The organism is Wolbachia endosymbiont (group B) of Ablattaria laevigata (assembly GCF_964277395.1).
Taxonomy (GTDB): domain Bacteria; phylum Pseudomonadota; class Alphaproteobacteria; order Rickettsiales; family Anaplasmataceae; genus Wolbachia.
The window spans coordinates 809,051-824,704 of the sequence record NZ_OZ195519.1 but is presented as its reverse complement, the minus strand read 5'-3'; the positions used below and the strand labels follow the sequence as shown (position 1 = coordinate 824,704).

General features: G+C 33.3%; 14 protein-coding genes. 8 read left to right on the top strand and 6 right to left on the bottom strand.

What is annotated here, in order from left to right; all coding sequences use genetic code 11:
- Nucleotides 1-336: 336 nt before the first annotated feature.
- The gene (recG, locus tag ACICP1_RS03860; protein WP_265042147.1) at nucleotides 337-2,376 is read right to left on the bottom strand and encodes an ATP-dependent DNA helicase RecG; all 2,040 of its coding nucleotides are present in this window, start codon (nucleotides 2,374-2,376) and stop codon (nucleotides 337-339) included.
- A 144-nt stretch (nucleotides 2,377-2,520) separates the two neighbouring features.
- Between recG and ACICP1_RS03855 the strand changes: the two genes are divergently transcribed.
- Nucleotides 2,521-3,489: a hypothetical protein gene (locus tag ACICP1_RS03855; protein WP_395461109.1), complete on the top strand. Its 969-nt coding sequence runs from the start codon at nucleotides 2,521-2,523 to the stop codon at nucleotides 3,487-3,489.
- 364 nt (nucleotides 3,490-3,853) lie between these two features.
- Here ACICP1_RS03855 and ACICP1_RS03850 read toward each other — a convergent pair whose 3' ends face one another.
- Nucleotides 3,854-4,102, bottom strand: a complete 249-nt coding sequence (locus ACICP1_RS03850) for a hypothetical protein (protein WP_395461108.1) — start codon at nucleotides 4,100-4,102, stop codon at nucleotides 3,854-3,856.
- Between the two features lie 363 nt (nucleotides 4,103-4,465).
- Here ACICP1_RS03850 and ACICP1_RS03845 point away from each other — a divergent pair, with 363 nt between their 5' ends.
- From ACICP1_RS03845 to ACICP1_RS03835, 3 genes are all read left to right on the top strand, one after another.
- Nucleotides 4,466-5,020, top strand: coding sequence for a hypothetical protein (locus ACICP1_RS03845; RefSeq protein ID WP_007301922.1), 555 nt, complete (start codon nucleotides 4,466-4,468; stop codon nucleotides 5,018-5,020).
- Nucleotides 5,021-5,239: 219 nt separating this feature from the next.
- Nucleotides 5,240-6,466 (top strand): tRNA (N(6)-L-threonylcarbamoyladenosine(37)-C(2))-methylthiotransferase MtaB, encoded by a 1,227-nt coding sequence (mtaB, locus tag ACICP1_RS03840; protein ID WP_010402133.1) that lies wholly within the window; start codon nucleotides 5,240-5,242, stop codon nucleotides 6,464-6,466.
- 59 nt (nucleotides 6,467-6,525) lie between these two features.
- Nucleotides 6,526-7,440 carry an outer membrane protein gene (locus ACICP1_RS03835; RefSeq protein WP_395461107.1) on the top strand — a complete coding sequence of 305 codons (915 nt, stop codon included), beginning with the start codon at nucleotides 6,526-6,528 and terminating at the stop codon, nucleotides 7,438-7,440.
- Between the two features lie 279 nt (nucleotides 7,441-7,719).
- On the opposite strand, the gene secD is transcribed toward ACICP1_RS03835, so the two are convergent.
- Nucleotides 7,720-9,234: a protein translocase subunit SecD gene (gene secD / locus ACICP1_RS03830; RefSeq protein WP_010405309.1), complete on the bottom strand. Its 1,515-nt coding sequence runs from the start codon at nucleotides 9,232-9,234 to the stop codon at nucleotides 7,720-7,722.
- 72 nt (nucleotides 9,235-9,306) lie between these two features.
- The gene (locus tag ACICP1_RS03825) at nucleotides 9,307-9,681 is read right to left on the bottom strand and encodes a hypothetical protein (protein ID WP_010405308.1); all 375 of its coding nucleotides are present in this window, start codon (nucleotides 9,679-9,681) and stop codon (nucleotides 9,307-9,309) included.
- A 119-nt stretch (nucleotides 9,682-9,800) separates the two neighbouring features.
- Between ACICP1_RS03825 and hemC the strand changes: the two genes are divergently transcribed.
- Both hemC and murB read left to right on the top strand, forming a co-directional pair.
- Complete coding sequence (gene hemC / locus ACICP1_RS03820) at nucleotides 9,801-10,679, top strand: hydroxymethylbilane synthase (protein ID WP_264683152.1); 879 nt, start codon at nucleotides 9,801-9,803, stop codon at nucleotides 10,677-10,679.
- The gene (gene murB / locus ACICP1_RS03815; protein WP_395461106.1) at nucleotides 10,670-11,554 is read left to right on the top strand and encodes a UDP-N-acetylmuramate dehydrogenase; all 885 of its coding nucleotides are present in this window, start codon (nucleotides 10,670-10,672) and stop codon (nucleotides 11,552-11,554) included. Before hemC ends, murB begins: the two co-directional genes overlap by 10 nt.
- An 81-nt stretch (nucleotides 11,555-11,635) precedes the next feature.
- Here murB and ACICP1_RS03810 read toward each other — a convergent pair whose 3' ends face one another.
- Entirely contained in the window at nucleotides 11,636-12,106 is a 471-nt protein-coding gene (locus ACICP1_RS03810) for a hypothetical protein (RefSeq protein WP_353281162.1), read from the bottom strand.
- 121 nt (nucleotides 12,107-12,227) lie between these two features.
- Here ACICP1_RS03810 and ACICP1_RS03805 point away from each other — a divergent pair, with 121 nt between their 5' ends.
- Together ACICP1_RS03805 and pyrE are read left to right on the top strand one after the other, a co-directional pair.
- Complete coding sequence (locus ACICP1_RS03805; RefSeq protein WP_010402120.1) at nucleotides 12,228-13,412, top strand: dicarboxylate/amino acid:cation symporter; 1,185 nt, start codon at nucleotides 12,228-12,230, stop codon at nucleotides 13,410-13,412.
- Nucleotides 13,409-13,999 (top strand): orotate phosphoribosyltransferase, encoded by a 591-nt coding sequence (gene pyrE, locus ACICP1_RS03800; protein WP_010402118.1) that lies wholly within the window; start codon nucleotides 13,409-13,411, stop codon nucleotides 13,997-13,999. The genes ACICP1_RS03805 and pyrE overlap by 4 nt, the downstream gene beginning before the upstream one ends.
- A 625-nt stretch (nucleotides 14,000-14,624) precedes the next feature.
- On the opposite strand, the gene ACICP1_RS03795 is transcribed toward pyrE, so the two are convergent.
- Nucleotides 14,625-15,641, bottom strand: coding sequence for a substrate-binding domain-containing protein (locus ACICP1_RS03795; protein WP_010407224.1), 1,017 nt, complete (start codon nucleotides 15,639-15,641; stop codon nucleotides 14,625-14,627).
- Nucleotides 15,642-15,654: the final 13 nt, after the last annotated feature.

The following is a 15,654-nucleotide window of genomic DNA, read 5'->3' as shown; positions in this document are numbered from 1 at the left end:
CAGCCACTTCTCCACACTGCTTCCATACATATTCTCAACTTCTTCTCGCTTTTACTGTGTATTCCTTTTGTGCTCTTTAAAACGGTACCTTCTATATATATATTTATTGTCATTAGGCTAAGTTACCGCTTTTTTTCCATTTTTATACTTCCTGCCCTTGATTAATTTGACCTGCTAACATTTTGTTTACAGGGCCTGCTATTAACTCTGCACAATTTATTCTTATGGTAAAAACTTCTTCTTCACTCTTATTTTTCCTTAACTTGACGCGTATGGTTTTTTAAATACTCCCGTCTGTCAAGGAATTTCTACTCATGAAGGTTATGGCTTGGAAGATTACTGAAATTTTGAAAAATGTAGTCTACTTCTATATTCAAATATATCAAGCAGTAATTCAAAATTAGCTATTGTACCTTTTGCACTATTATATGCAAGGTTGAGCAATTCTCTGTCCTCATATAAATCAGCAAATTTAAACTCCATGCACCCTGATTGTTTTGTGCCTAGAATATCTCCGCTACCCCTCAGCATCATATCCTTTTCAGCAATATAAAATCCATCTTGTGACTCACACATAATCTTTAACTTTGAATACGAACTTTTACTGAGATTGTCATATAACAGTACACAAAAAGACGGTTTATTTCCTCGTCCTACTCTACCTCTTAACTGATGTAATTGCGATAACCCGAACTGCTCTGCATTCTCTATAATCATAATAGTTGCATCTGGTACATCTATGCCAACTTCTATCACAGTAGTTGCAACAAGCAGAGAAAATTCATTCCTCTTGAAGGAAAACATCACTTGATCTTTCTGCTCTTGAGTTAGTTTTCCGTGTATTATTCCAACTCTATCAAAAAATGTCTTTTGTAGTTCCTGAAAGCGCATTTCTGCTGCGGCAATATTGAGTTCTTCGTTTTCTTCTATATATGGACAAATCCAATATGCTTTTTCGCCTCTATTTATAGCATCTTTCAGTCTTTGAATAATATCTGATACTTTTTTAACGTTCATAATAACGGTTTTTATTGGCAATCTAGATTTTGGTTTTTCCCTTAAAATAGAACATTCAACATCACCATACATAGCTTGCTGCAAGGTTCTTGGAATGGGAGTTGCAGTAACAAAAAGTATATCGGTATTTTCTCCTTTTCCTACCAACCGATTCCTCTGTATCACTCCAAATCGCTGTTGTTCGTCTATGACTGCGAGTCCTAAATTTTTAAATGTAACGTTGGCTTGAAATAATGCATGAGTACCAATTACTATATTTAAAATACCACTTGCAAGTTCGTTCATAATAATCTTTCTTTCCTTGCGCGCAGTTTTACCGGTAAGCAAAGCAACTTTTATATCAGTACAAGATAGAGCTTCTTCGATCCAATTATAATGTTGCTCAGCCAAGATAGTAGTTGGTGCCATTAGAGCTACTTGCATGTTATTTTCTACCACATTCAGCATCGCAAAGAGTGCAACTACAGTTTTGCCACTCCCAACGTCACCTTGCAGCAGACTTACCATGCGGTATCTGGATTTTTGTCTTTCTGAGATTTCATCTATCGCTCGAATTTGATCATTTGTTAATTGGAACGGTAATTCATTTAAGACCTGCTCTTTGTATTTACTCAATATTATAAATTCTTTTCCCTCTTTTTTTACATGATTTTCCCTTGCAAGCTTTAGTGCCAACTGGTACGCAAATAGCTCATCATAAGCAAGTCTTTCTCTGCAAACTTCTGCTTCTGCGAGTGAGCTCGGTCTGTGCAATCTTATGATGCTTTCTTTCCAATTCAGCCATTTCTTTTGCTTGATTAATGTTTCATCTATCCACTCTGGCAAATCAGGCAAATCTTTTAGATTAGAACTTATTATGTTTCTAATGCTCTTGTTAGTAATACCGCGACATAATTGGTAAATTGGCTCTATGCAGGCTATTTCTTTAAATTGATTGATATCAGATAACATATAATCTGGGTGAGTAATTTGCCAATGTTCGGCAAACTTTTCAAGTTTACCACTGATTACTATATCTGTTCCAACTGGAAATAATTTATACAAATATTTAACTGAGTAATTAAAAAAAACTATAAATAAATACTGACTTTCACTTTCAACGATTATTTTATATGGCCTACCTCTAACAGTGGGGCGCTGGTGCTCATACACTTTTGCCATAAAAGTTGTAAATTCTCCCACTTGAGCATCAGGTAGTGATTTACTTCTATCCACATAACTGAGCGGCCTATAAAACAGCAAGTCCATTACTCTGTCTCCGCCGCAAAGTTTAGGCAATATTGCGGAATGAAACCTTGGTATATTCTCAATTTTACTATTTAGAAAAGTCAGCACACTTGACTGCTCATCAACATTCATACTGTGTAAAACCGTTTATTCATAATAGAGCCTTACTAAAATCCTGTCACCCTATTATGACTGTCTATGTTAAGTATATTATTGACATATTAACTATTTTTATGTATTATTATACTATAAGCAATTCATATCAAAGTATTAACAATGAACAACTCTACACAGGAAAAAAATGAAAATCCAGTCGTTACACTAAAAGCTCAGGCAGAAAAGTTTGATTTTAGCAAGTTAAGAGCTGACAAAAACAACAAGTTAGCAACTACTGGAAAACAGATGTATGACGATTTTCGAAGAATGAGGTTTGTTATTAACAGCAAAAGTCTAGACGAAATTTTAATTGGTGCATTGATAGATGGAGTAGATCAACATAATTTTGATGAAGTTTGGGATAGACATTATAAAAAGCAAGAGATACCTGGCAATAAAAAAACCGACCAATATAAAGAGGAGTTTGAAAGGTTTTACAATCTAGGTAAAGGGTACACTCATCTATTACCAAAAAAAGGAGATAAAAACAATAATTATCGCCTAATTGCAAAAGAAGTTTTCAGGGAAATGTTCAAATATGCTGCAGCAAAAGTTCCAAGTGATCCTATTTTGGAAGAGTTAATCACCAGTTGTAACCAACTTGGTTATGATGGTAATTTATCTTTTCATGTTGATACACCTGCGTTGGCAAGCCACAACCTCGTAACTGGGGTTCTCAAGAAAACAATAAATATTAATTGCACTGAATCAAGTTATACAAAAATTGAATCTAAAATGTCTATATCTGTATTAGACTCTAACAAGACAAAGGAATATGAAAACTCAAAAGATGCAGCTATAGCTACTATACAAAGTTCAATCAAATTCATACTTCAGTATCAAGATGGGAAAGATGATGTAGTATATCAAGATGGCAAATTGTCACTTACTGTACCTCGAAAATTGAGAGATTACAAAATTGATGGCAGAAGTTTATTTGATATTATTAAAGAATATTTCTACAAATTCTGCGAGAAGTTAGGGTTCAAGTTTGAAGTAGAAATAGAGCATGATTTAGGTGATCCGATGAGCTACCTCGAAGAGGTAGCTCTGCCCATTCATAGCAATGAACACGAAAATACACTCTAAAACTAACAATTAAAATATCTCAAAGCTTATTTGCATAGTCAGTTGTACTAGACGCAACTTAATCTGACAGAAAAACTAATATCAATCTCTATGTTTGATGCTACTAATATTTTTCTAAAAAGCAATATGCTTGCTATCAAGAAAAGTCTGCATAGCAATATTTACCTAAATGAGGCCTTGTCTCAATTCCTAAATATAGCTGTGATTTTCTGGTTTATCATAGCCCATATCAGTCAAAATGCGCGATAATAGCACCATCAAAGAAAGATATATTAAAAAGATTAGCGGCAGTAATTGCAGTTTTCTCTGTTTGCCATAGCAACTCTTGAGTAGGTATCAATAATAATGATAATCTATATATCTGCTATAAAACCTCGAGATCCGTAGAATAGGGCTGACTAAGGTTATCATACATTCCTGTATGCTGAGAACATAAAAGCTCTTTTGATTCTATTCCTAAATCCTCAAGTATTTGCTCCTGTTCAGCTATAAGTTCTAATAGCCCTGTTCCACTTTCACTTACTTCACTTCGTTCAAGACACATAAGTTCTGTTAACTCTGCTATGTCTTCTCTAGAAAGCTGATTTTTTTCAGAAAAAGTTGCTTCACTCATATGGTCCTCTTTTTGATATAAAGAGTATCTTATACAAGAGAATAACTAAAATAATCTAAACTCTTGTGTCATATTTGTAGCTTGGTGTAGTTATATGGTACATTTCAGATAAGAGTACTGATTATCTAATTGTAGGAGAAGACCTAGTCAAAATATAAAAAAGCAGTGGAATTGGGGGTGGTAAATTCAGAAGTGTCTGAATAACTGTGTGAACTAAGTTCGGAGGAGAATAGTATCAAGAAAGGAGAAAATTATATGGTCTTACCTTTATTGATGTATTAATTGAGAAGAGTTCTTAAAAGTTAATGTTTTGTTAGTTGTTTCATACTAAAATAGGCATATATAAATAATTAGGAGAATGTTATGCGGTCTAATTCCAATTCACTTAATAAATACGGATATGTATCTGATGCAAATGGATTGTCTCACCAACAAATGGGAATGTATGATGATTTAGGAAGATATGAAGTTGCTGATGAAGATATGATGTACCAAAAAAACTATGGTATTATTGGTGATAGTTTAAAAAAAGTAACAAATCTGACTGGAGATACAGCAAAGAGTATAGCAGATTACCTTATTAAACCTGTTAGTGATCAGGTTGCAAAGCAAATCGTTGTTCCATTAGGAACGGAGATTATAAGTAAAATTGTCGTACCTATTACAAAGAAAGTTGCAGAACAAAATCAAGACATGATAAAAGAGCTAACAGATAAACTCATGGTTCGCGTGGAAGATTTTGCTCGGTTACAAATAGAAAAATTAAAAGAAGACGTGAAGCAAGAGATAACATCAATACCAGGTAAAGTTTTAGAGAAGATAAAACCTTCTTCATGGCTTCCATGGAAAGCAGAAAGTTTGGATGAAGCTTATTCTGACACTTATGTACCAAATGATATAGATGAATTTGCATGGTAGAGCTTCAAGGTTTAGCAAAATGTTTTTTGGTTTATATTCGCTTGAGGTTAACATCATTGGCCTTAAGCTTTTTTTAATGCTAAATGATCTTACTGTATATCTACAAATTCTTCCTGTGATTTTCAACTCTAGAGGTTATGCTTAAATTATAATATCTACCAAAAAAATAGTCATTTTGCTTGGATATTTGATATAATTTAGATCTATTAAAGCAAAAGCATGAATGAAGTAATAACATTTGGTTGTCGTCTAAATTTCTACGAGAGTGAGTTAATCAAAGAAGCATTAAAAAAAGCAAAGAGAGAAAATGTTGTTGTAGTGCATAGCTGTGCAGTGACAAACGAAGCAGAACGCCAAGTGAAGCAAAAAATACGTAAGATCTATAAAAACGACCCAAGTAAAGAAATTATCGTAGTTGGCTGTGCCGTTCAATTAGATCCTAAATCATATAGTGATATTCCTGGTGTAAGTAAAGTGCTAGGTAATCAAGACAAGCTAAGAGCTGAAAATTATCTACTAAATAATGATGAAATCTTAGTCAGTGATAACCAAGTAGAACCTATTCTCATTAATGGATTTGAAGATAAATCAAGGGCATTTATTGAAATTCAAAATGGTTGTAATCATAGTTGTACATTTTGCTCAATTACTGAGGCAAGAGGAAATAATCGATCTGTGCCAGTAAACAATATTATAGAGCAAATTAAGATTTTTATAGAAAATGGGTATCAAGAAGTGGTGTTTACAGGTGTTGATATTACTGACTTTGGTACAGATTTGTTTGGTAAGCAATCACTCAGTTCAATGATTAGAAGAGTTTTAAAGGATATACCACAGTTAAAGAGACTAAGACTTTCCTCTATTGATGTTGCTGAAGTTGATGATGAACTAATGGATTTAATAGCTAATGAGTCAAGACTTATGCCTCACTTACACTTGAGTCTACAGTCTGGTAATAATTTAATACTAAAGAGAATGAAACGTCGTCACAATAGAGAACAAGTGATAGAATTTTATCATAAAATGAAGAGCTTAAGACCTAATATAGCATTTGGCGCTGATATTATTGCTGGATTTCCAACAGAAACTGATGAAATGTTTCAGGATACAGTTGATTTACTGAAAAAAATAAATGTAGTTTATCTACATGCTTTTCCATATTCAGAGCGGAAAAACACACCTGCTGCACGGATGCCACAAATACCAGAGAATGTACGTAAAGAACGAGTAAAGCATCTAAGAGAAATAAATAAAGAAATGATGAGCAGTTTTTATCAGTCTTTGCTCGGCACTGAGCAAAGCGTTTTGGTTGAGCAGAATAATATTGGTAGAACAGAAAATTTTGCATTAATAAAACTTACATCAAGAGTTCAAGCTAAAAGTATTGTGAAAGCTCATGTTAAAGGAATAGAAAATAATTGTTTAATTGGAAATATTATTTCTTAATTTTTGTACATTAAAGGAATATATGATATAGTAGTTATACTATAAGTGATAATTCATTTATGATAATTAGAATATCTATTGCTTTATTTTTCATCTTCATTCCGTGTGTCTATTTTTTTATTACTTATATCAGTAACAATACACACATTGAGCAAGTGCAGCCCTTAAAATTAGAAACGGACAATAATGAAAGTGTGATACATTCTGAAGAAGTTACTGAAAAAGAAGTGCCAATAAAATGTCAAGAACTTGAAAGTAGTTCACCTTCTGTTTTCCAAGTAGCTAATCAGAAAAATATGTGGCCAAGTATTGCAGATCAAGCTGAACCTACAAAGGAAAAATCAAAAAAACTTGATTTCTATGTTAGTGCTAATGGTGGTAAGATATATTCTGATAGCTCAGAAGTATTTGTGGAGGGTATACGTGTAATAGGAAAAAGAATTCTTGCTTTAGCTGAGGGCCGTTATGGTGGTTTTCTTTTAGACCTATTCTTAGGAGATGAAATTAAAAACATAAAAAAATTTAACGGTAAAATTGATTTTCAGTGGCTTAGCAGCATATCTGTAGGTTACTATACTGGAGAAAATGGCCGAGTTGATTTTGAGACCATGTATTCTAAAGTCAATATTGAAGATAGTAACTCTCCTCCGGTATTTGATAAATCAGCAAGTGTATCTGCATTCTTATTAAATTTTTACTATAACCCTAATGTTCAAAATACTCAATTTGCTCCGTATATTGGTCTTGGTATAGGATCAACAGTTTTTAGATTAAAAAGGATTGATAAATCATCTAAAAATTTAATGCCACTGAATGTTCCTTGGCTTGTTTATCAAATAAAGCTTGGTGTTGATTACTCAGTAATTCCAGAAGTTAAAACCTTTCTCGGCTATCGTTACTTTAATATTCCAACACCTATTGCAGACGATATATCCACTCATAATATTGAAGTTGGTTTGATGTTTAATTTTTAGTAATAATATCTGTTCAATTCTAATATCCTGATTTCCATTCAGAAATTTGATAAATCTATCCATATCTTTAATCTTATGGCCATATCCTTTGTGATAGCCTGAAGATGGTTTCTGTTTCTTTTTTCCTTTTCCTCCACAAATATATTGGTTTTATGCTCACTAAATTGGTGAGCATGTTACAACGTTTTTGACGACGAAAAGACTGGATAGCTACTTTCATGACAACCATTTAGTTGTCTTTTCTCGTCTATCTTATTTTGTCACTCTGCTGAACAGATACTAAAGTACTAGCTTTTGTGGGTTGATGCACAATTCTATCAGAAGTTTTGTGACTATAATTGCAGAAAACATCGAGCACAGGATTCCTATCGATAAAGTGACAGAAAACCCTCTAATTGCTCCGCTACCAATAATGAACATTATTCCTGCAGCAATCAGTGTAGTGAGGTTTGAGTCAAGAATTGTTTTTATTGCGTTTTTAAATCCTTCTTCAATGGCACGAGCTGTTCTTTTTCCTGCTCTTATTTCTTCGCGGATGCGTTCAAATATTAAAACATTTGCATCCACTGACATGCCAACAGTTAGCGCAATTCCAGCAATTCCAGGGAGAGTAAGAGTTGCTTCAAGTAAGGTAAGAATGAGTAGTATAGAGATTACATTAAAAACGAGTGCAACAGACGCTAATAAGCCTAATTTGCCGTAAGTAATGATTATAGATAAACCAACGGCTATGATAGAGATTATTGCTGCAATTTCTCCTGCTTTTATTGACTCTTCTCCAAGGCTTGGACCAATGTTTTTTTCTTCAATTATTTTAAGTGGTGCAGGTAGTGCACCTGATTTTAAAAGTATTGCAAGTTCACTCGCTTGTTTTTCAGTGAAATTACCGCTAATTTCTCCCTCTCCATTTAGAATAGGTTCACGTATTGTTGGTACAGTTAAGACTGTGTTATCTAAAACAATTGCAAAAGGCTTTCCTACATTTTCTTTAGTAATTTTTGCAAATTTTTTACTTGCTATGCTGTCGAATTTGAAATGTACTGTTGGTTTACCTAAATTGCCAAATCTAACTGATGCGTTAACTAATGAATCACCGCCTATTTCAGTTTTGCGGAATATCGGGTAGGAATTACCCAAAGAATCCTTGAGCATAATCGTAGTGTCATGATCGATATCTTGCATTTTAGCTACATTGGTGTTTGCCAAATGGAAGGCCAGCTTGGCTGTTTTGCCAAGCAGAGATTTTATCTGCTGAGTGTCTTCTACTCCAGGAACTTGGACTAATATCTTATTTTGTCCTTGTTTTTGCACACTTACTTCCTTAGTACCAAGCTTATCTAAGCGTCTTTGAACATTAACTATTGACTCTGAAACTACTTCATTGATTAATGAATTCTTATAATGCGGTTTATATGAAATGAAAATTGCAGTATTTTTTCTACTCAATTCTAAATTTGGGTTTATTTTATGTATTAACGTTGAAACTTTTTTGTAATCATCAATATTATTTAAAGTTACAACCACTTGTTTATCGTTTTTTGCGCTAAATTCAATCTTTTGTGTTAACAGACCTTCTTTTATTTCATCGGTTAGCATGCTTAGTTTCTCTTTGAAGTAAAAATCTAAGTCTACATTTAGAAGCAGAGATGATCCACCTTTCAGGTCAAGCCCTAAATTTATTCTCTTTTTTGAGGTAAAGAACTTATTATCAATAAAATTTGGCAGTATTATATATAAGGACAGCAAAAAAATTAGTAACACTGAAAGAGATTTAACTATTATCTTGTTTGGCATAAATTTAAACTATATTAGTGCATTGTAGACCGAATAGTTGCTAATCACAAGCACCTAAAAGATTAGGACCGCCTAAAGCCCTGATCTATAATTGATGGTCTGCGTTTGTTTTTCTAAAATATCATTATAAATCCATGAATGAGGTTCAGAGGTAGCTTTAAGATTCTCTATTTGTTTATTTTTTCTAATGCTATCAATCGGAAGGTAAATGCATAAACCAAGTATTGAGAAAGTAACTATGGTAGCTGGTATGTGAATAGCAAGAAATTCACTATAACTTGGATCTTTCCAACCGAGAGGACTAGATAGAGAAGGATGAGAGGAAAATCTGGGAATTGCTACTACTGCACTTAATGCTGTTAGAATAATAGCGACAGTGGCACCTACAAGAGGTAAAATATTCTTTTTATTAAATCTGCCATTAGAATCTTTTAAAATATCAAACATACATACTCGTCGATTACTAAATGTTCGTGATACTATGCACTAATTATAAAGTATTCAATAACTAAACTGGAGATAATAAAAAATGGACATAGAATATAGACATATAATATGAAGGATATATGTTAGTTAAAATAGGTACGAGAGGAAGCGACCTTGCGATCATCCAAGCTTTGGAAGCAAAACAAAGATTATTAGAGTCTTTTCCTAATCTATCCGTTGAGATCATTAAAATCAAAACTTCTGGTGATAAATATGCTAATGTAACCCTTGCTGAAATAGGAGGTAAAGGACTGTTCCTCAGGGAGATTGAGGCTGAATTACTCAAAAATAATATAGATATGGCGGTTCATTCGCTAAAAGATGTACCTGCGTTTTTCTCGAAGGACTTAACAATTCCTTGTGTTTTAGAGAGGCTAAGTCCATGTGATGTATTTATTTCTCATAAATATAAGAGCCTAAAAACTTTGCCACAGCAGGCTACAATTGCAACTTCTTCAATAAGAAGAAAAGTTCAGCTGTTAAATCTCAGGCCAGACTTAAATGTAGTGCCACTGCGTGGAAATGTGACAACTAGACTGCAAAATCAGAATTTTGATGGAATGATTTTAGCTGAAGCAGGGCTGATAAGATTAAAAAAATATCACTTAATTACAGAGGTATTGCCACCAAAAGTCATGTTAAGCGCAGTAGGGCAGGGGGCAATTTGCATTCAATGCCGAAAGAATGATATAAAAGTTATCGATCTTTTAGAGAAAATTAATAATAATATGTCTTTTATAAGGGCAAAATCAGAGCGCAGTTTCATGAAGACAGTAAATGGTTCATGCTTTACACCGCTTGCAGCTTTAGCAGAATATGTGAGTGAAAACATGCTACATCTTTATTGTATGTTAGCGGGCGAGAGAGTTATATACTTTACTGAACGCACTTCGTTTGTAGAAGATGCAGAAAAAATGGGTATGGATGCAGGATTAGAGTTAAAATCAAAATGCTTATAAGCTTACCTAAAGTATGTGGAATCTACCGTTATAATGTTTCAATGTCTAAAATGACTTGGTTAAATGTTGGTGGCCAAGCTGATGTACTATTTAAGCCACATGACATTGAAGATCTAATGTGCTTGATAAAAGATGCGGAGTTACCAATTAGCGTTATCGGTGCAACATCCAACATAATAATTCGAGATAGTGGCATTCGAGGAATAACGGTGAAATTAGGTAAGGAATTTGCGTATATTAAATGTAAAGATAATAGCTCCATAGTTGCAGGTGGTGCTGCACTGCTTAGTAACCTTGCCTACTTTGCAGGGGAACAGCAAATTAGTGGGCTTGAGTTTCTTGCTGGAATTCCAGGAACAGTTGGCGGTGGGGTAGAGATGAATGCAGGTGCATATGGTAGTGATATTGCGAGTGTTGTAAAATTTATAAGGGCAGTGAATCTAGAAGATGGAAATTTATATGAATTCTCCAGCGAAGAAATGGGATATTTTTATCGTGGACATAGTCTAAAAGGCAGGTGGATTTTTATTGAAGCTGAATTTAAAGGAGTAAGTTCAGAGTATGAGCTTATATTTCAAAGATTGAAAGAAGTTATTGATAAAAAAAATAAAAGCCAACCAGTAAGAGGAAAAACTGCTGGTTGTATATTCAAAAATCCAATAGGCTGCAAGGCATGGAAACTGATTGATGAATCTGGCTGCCGAGGATTAGATAATGGTGTAGCTAAAATTTCTAAGAAACATTGTAATTTTCTACTCAATTACAATAATGCAACTGCACTTGACTTAGAAAACCTTGGCAACAGAGTAAAAGATGCAGTAAAAGATAAATTTAACATTGAACTTGAGTGGGAGATAAGGGTTTTGGGTAGGTAACTTCTAACCTTCTCTAATATGACCTATTTCAATTGAGTACACTTCAATTTAAGTCCAAGGTACACTATTTGCGAGGACAATTTATGCTTCCTTCGAAGAAAAGCATTCTTTTACTTTTTCGACTGTAGGTTCTAGAATACATTCATTTATTTTTTTAGCCGTCAATGCTAATAAACCTAATCCAAAAAGACTTACAAATGGTGCAATAACTCCTATTGTTGCACTCATCAAAGCTGCTGATTCTATATTTAACATTACAGCAGGAAAAATAGTACCTATAGCTGCACCAAGACCAATCCCTACTGCGGCAGTGGTAGCTAAGGTACATAAAAAATAAGCTATTAGCTTTGTTTGGCTTGTTTTTTCATAATGCTTAAGACTATCTTCTCTGGAAGTAATTAAAATGAGAAATGAGTATGTAGAAACAAAAGAAATAATTCCGCCTATGATTAAAGGTGATAAAGCTGCAAAGTTTAAACTAAAGCCTATAAGTGTTCCTATTATAGCTGCTACCCCATAAGACTTTAAACGCTTTTTAATTTCTGGACCCATACCTTCTTCTATGTATATTTAATTAATAATGAAATGTTACTCATTTTTCCTTCATCTGTAAAGTTATATTAACCTAATTCCAAAAATTGTTATATAATGTTATTTTGAGGTTTTATTTTCAATGCGCAAACTTGCAATACTCTTTTCTATACTGTTTGCGGTAATTGCTTACTATTTAAACAATGAAGTAATATTTGAAATAGCAAAGCTATTTAGCGATATATTCATCAGTCTGTTGAAATTGATTAGCTTACCTTTAGTTTTTCTATCTATAGTGTCCACAATTTCAGGGCTTAAAGACTCAATTGAAATTAAAGTATTACTTAAGAAGACGCTGTTTTATACGCTGCTTACAACCATTATAGCTGCATTTGTTGCGCTATCTTTCTATTTATTCATAGATCCAGTAAGAAAAAATTTCATAAGTAACACAATAGAAAGTGTGAGTGACAGCAACCACAATTACTTTTCATACTTAAAATCACTCATTCCTTCGAATTTTGTGCAAGTTTTTCTTGAAAATAATGTTATTGGCAGCATATTGATTGCTTTTTTGATGGGTGGAGCTATTATTTCGCTCTCAAAAGAAAAACAAGATATATTACACCAAATATTTTCTGCACTATTTGATACACTTCTTAGAATTGCTCAAGGGTTATTAAAGTTTATTCCTCTTGCTGTATGGTCTTTTATCACATGTTTTTTATACGAGTTAAAAGGTGGCAGCGAATTCCATAGTCTTTTTTGGTATTTTGCTTGCATAATGTCTGCAAATTTCGTGCAAGCATTTGTGATTTTGCCACTACTCATGTGGTATAAAGGTATATCACCAATTCAAACGATGAAAGGTGTTATGCCAGCACTTACACTTGCGTTTTTTTCTAAATCATCTAGTGCAACGCTGCCTACAACTATAGAATGTGTGCAAAATCAGCTAAAGGTACCAAAGAAATTGTCATCTTTTATTCTACCAATATGCACAACAGTCAATATGAATGCGTGTGCTGCATTTATTTTAATCACAGTGATGTTTGTTGCAGAGATGAATGGGCACACATTTTCCTTAAGTGAGATGTTCATATGGATTTTTTTAGCTACAGGAGCTGCAATTGGTAACGCTGGAGTGCCGATGGGGTGCTATTTTATGGCAACTAGTTATTTGGTATCAATGAATGTTCCTTTGTACATTATGGGATTGATTTTGCCTATTTATACAATCATTGATATGTTTGAAACTGCAATAAATGTGTGGTCTGATATCTGTATAACGCAGATAATTAATAAAGAATTTCAAACTCAAGAATGATATTAGATAATACAATAATAAAAGAATTTGAAGAGGCTGGTGCGATTTTGCACGGACATTTTGTACTCTCGTCAGGGCTGCACAGCAACACTTACATACAATGCGCTAAAATTTTTGAAAATCCAAGCAGAGCAATGAACGTTTGTGAGCTATTGGCGAATAAAATAAGAAAAGAGCTTATTGAACCCATAGATTTAATACTATCTCCTGCGATTGGTGGAATAATCGTGGGTTATGAGATTGGTAGACAGCTTGGAATCCGAACAATATTTTGCGAACGTGTTAATGGTAAATTTGAATTACGCCGTGGATTTGAGATTAAACAAGGTGAGAAAATCTTACTAATTGAAGATGTGATTACCACAGGTAAATCTTCACTTGAAGCAGTAAAATGTGCAGAAGAGAAGGGAGGTAAAGTTGTTGCTGGAGCTTCTTTGATCAAGAGAAATAGTGAAACAAAACTGCCCTTTCCTGTAATATCTTTGATTGAACTAAATATCAAAAACTATAGCGAGGAAGAACTGCCAAGTGAATTAAAACAATTACCTATAATGAAACCTGGGAGTAGAGAATATTTAACAAAATAATTCTATATATGGCTAAAGTGATTCAGTAACTTTTACGTGTTATATTTTTTGCATCAAAGTTAGATATTACAGTTTATTTTCCTGTATTCGTTCAACAGAATGGCAAAATAAGATAGACAAATAAAGATATAAAGTAAAAACAATAATAGGTGTCATTCCGGTTCGTGACACTTGCTTTATGTAGTTTCATTGAAAACGTTGTTTTTATTATAATACCTCCTATGATTAGTTTGCTTGTGAGCACCAGTGTCTGGGCACTGGAATGACAAGAAAAGGCTACTTGAATGACAGGAAAGGAACTACTAAAACAAATAGGTGTCATTCCAGCGCGTGACGCTGTAATCCAGAAAGGAAGGGAGTGTTAAATAAACCATACGCGTCAAGTTAAGGAAAAGTGGTATAAGGAAGAAAGGAAACGAAAAAAAACTATTTTATATATTAAGTAATAAAGTTATTAATTTATAGGTTCTTCTGAAAAAATCATCTTCTTCTAGATAAGAACTCCCTAAAAAAATAAATGTAACAAATAAAATGCCCATCTCAAATGTTGCTATATTTCACGATATTTCCTTAACTTGACGCGTATGGTTTATTTAACACTTCCAATAAAAAAATATCAAAGTCATCATATTATATCACGAACCTTTTCCAAGACTTTTTTCATATTTTCGCTTGAAAGTGGAATTAAGCCAAGCCTAGATAAATATCCACCTTCAGTACTAATAGAGTCTATAACTTCTCTAATGAATTCCCTTAATCCATCAACAGTATCTAAGTGTTCTTTCTTTATATAAAGATATAAAGGCCTTGCTAACATATACTCCCCCGATGATATATTTTTATAAGTTGGCTCAATTCCTGCGATTGTGCTTCCTTGAATCTCATCTTGGTTTTTCGCTAAAAAGCTGAAGCTAAATATTCCTAAAGCATTTTTATTGCTCTTCAATTTTTGTATTATTATGTTTTCATTAATTCCAACTTCTATATATCTTCCATCATCTCTGATATTACTACATGCTTTCTTTCTTTTTTCTTGGTCTTGATAATTCTCTTTGAAAATCCTTGAGTTCATACATGAATATTGATCAAGCATAATAAAATTAATTAAAGTTTCATGTGTACCTGTATTTTGATGTGGGCCATAGATTTTAATTTCTGTTTTTGGTAGAGCTTGATTTACATCAGACCAAAATTTCTTGTTATTCTTTACTAATCTATCATTGTCTTCAGAATATGAAGATAAAGTTTCAAACAGGTCATTTTTTGTAAAATCAAATCTATGGCTTTGATTTGAATTTGCAATAACAATTCCATCATAGCCAATTATGATCTCTATTACTTCATTCACTTTATTTCTTTTACATAATTCTCTCTCTACTTCCTTCATAGGGCGAGATGAAGTAGTGATATCTGGTGTGCCTTCCCCTATTCCTGAACAAAACATTTTGAACCCTGATCCACTTCCTATCGATTCTACAACTGGAGTTTTAAAGGAAAATATACGGCTGAATTCTTCAGATATAAATGAGATAAAAGGAAAAACAGTTGAAGATCCAACAATTCTGATATATCTTCTGGCATCAACATTTGACAGTGGGATGAGTAATACAAATGCAAAAATAAGGAAAAGGCGTTTCAGCATCGTTTTCGCTCAA

Bases quoted from the DNA above. Each gene is read 5' to 3' on its own strand.
- pyrE (WP_010402118.1), top strand. From the start codon at position 13,409: ATGATATTAGATAATACAATAATAAAAGAATTTGAAGAGGCTGGTGCG.
- recG (WP_265042147.1), bottom strand. From the start codon at position 2,376: ATGAATGTTGATGAGCAGTCAAGTGTGCTGACTTTTCTAAATAGTAAA.
- ACICP1_RS03835 (WP_395461107.1), top strand. From the start codon at position 6,526: ATGATAATTAGAATATCTATTGCTTTATTTTTCATCTTCATTCCGTGT.
- ACICP1_RS03795 (WP_010407224.1), bottom strand. From the start codon at position 15,641: ATGCTGAAACGCCTTTTCCTTATTTTTGCATTTGTATTACTCATCCCA.
- ACICP1_RS03850 (WP_395461108.1), bottom strand. From the start codon at position 4,102: ATGAGTGAAGCAACTTTTTCTGAAAAAAATCAGCTTTCTAGAGAAGAC.
- ACICP1_RS03805 (WP_010402120.1), top strand. From the start codon at position 12,228: ATGCGCAAACTTGCAATACTCTTTTCTATACTGTTTGCGGTAATTGCT.
- ACICP1_RS03810 (WP_353281162.1), bottom strand. From the start codon at position 12,106: ATGGGTCCAGAAATTAAAAAGCGTTTAAAGTCTTATGGGGTAGCAGCT.
- ACICP1_RS03845 (WP_007301922.1), top strand. From the start codon at position 4,466: ATGCGGTCTAATTCCAATTCACTTAATAAATACGGATATGTATCTGAT.
- murB (WP_395461106.1), top strand. From the start codon at position 10,670: ATGCTTATAAGCTTACCTAAAGTATGTGGAATCTACCGTTATAATGTT.
- hemC (WP_264683152.1), top strand. From the start codon at position 9,801: ATGTTAGTTAAAATAGGTACGAGAGGAAGCGACCTTGCGATCATCCAA.
- ACICP1_RS03855 (WP_395461109.1), top strand. From the start codon at position 2,521: ATGAACAACTCTACACAGGAAAAAAATGAAAATCCAGTCGTTACACTA.
- secD (WP_010405309.1), bottom strand. From the start codon at position 9,234: ATGCCAAACAAGATAATAGTTAAATCTCTTTCAGTGTTACTAATTTTT.
- ACICP1_RS03825 (WP_010405308.1), bottom strand. From the start codon at position 9,681: ATGTTTGATATTTTAAAAGATTCTAATGGCAGATTTAATAAAAAGAAT.
- mtaB (WP_010402133.1), top strand. From the start codon at position 5,240: ATGAATGAAGTAATAACATTTGGTTGTCGTCTAAATTTCTACGAGAGT.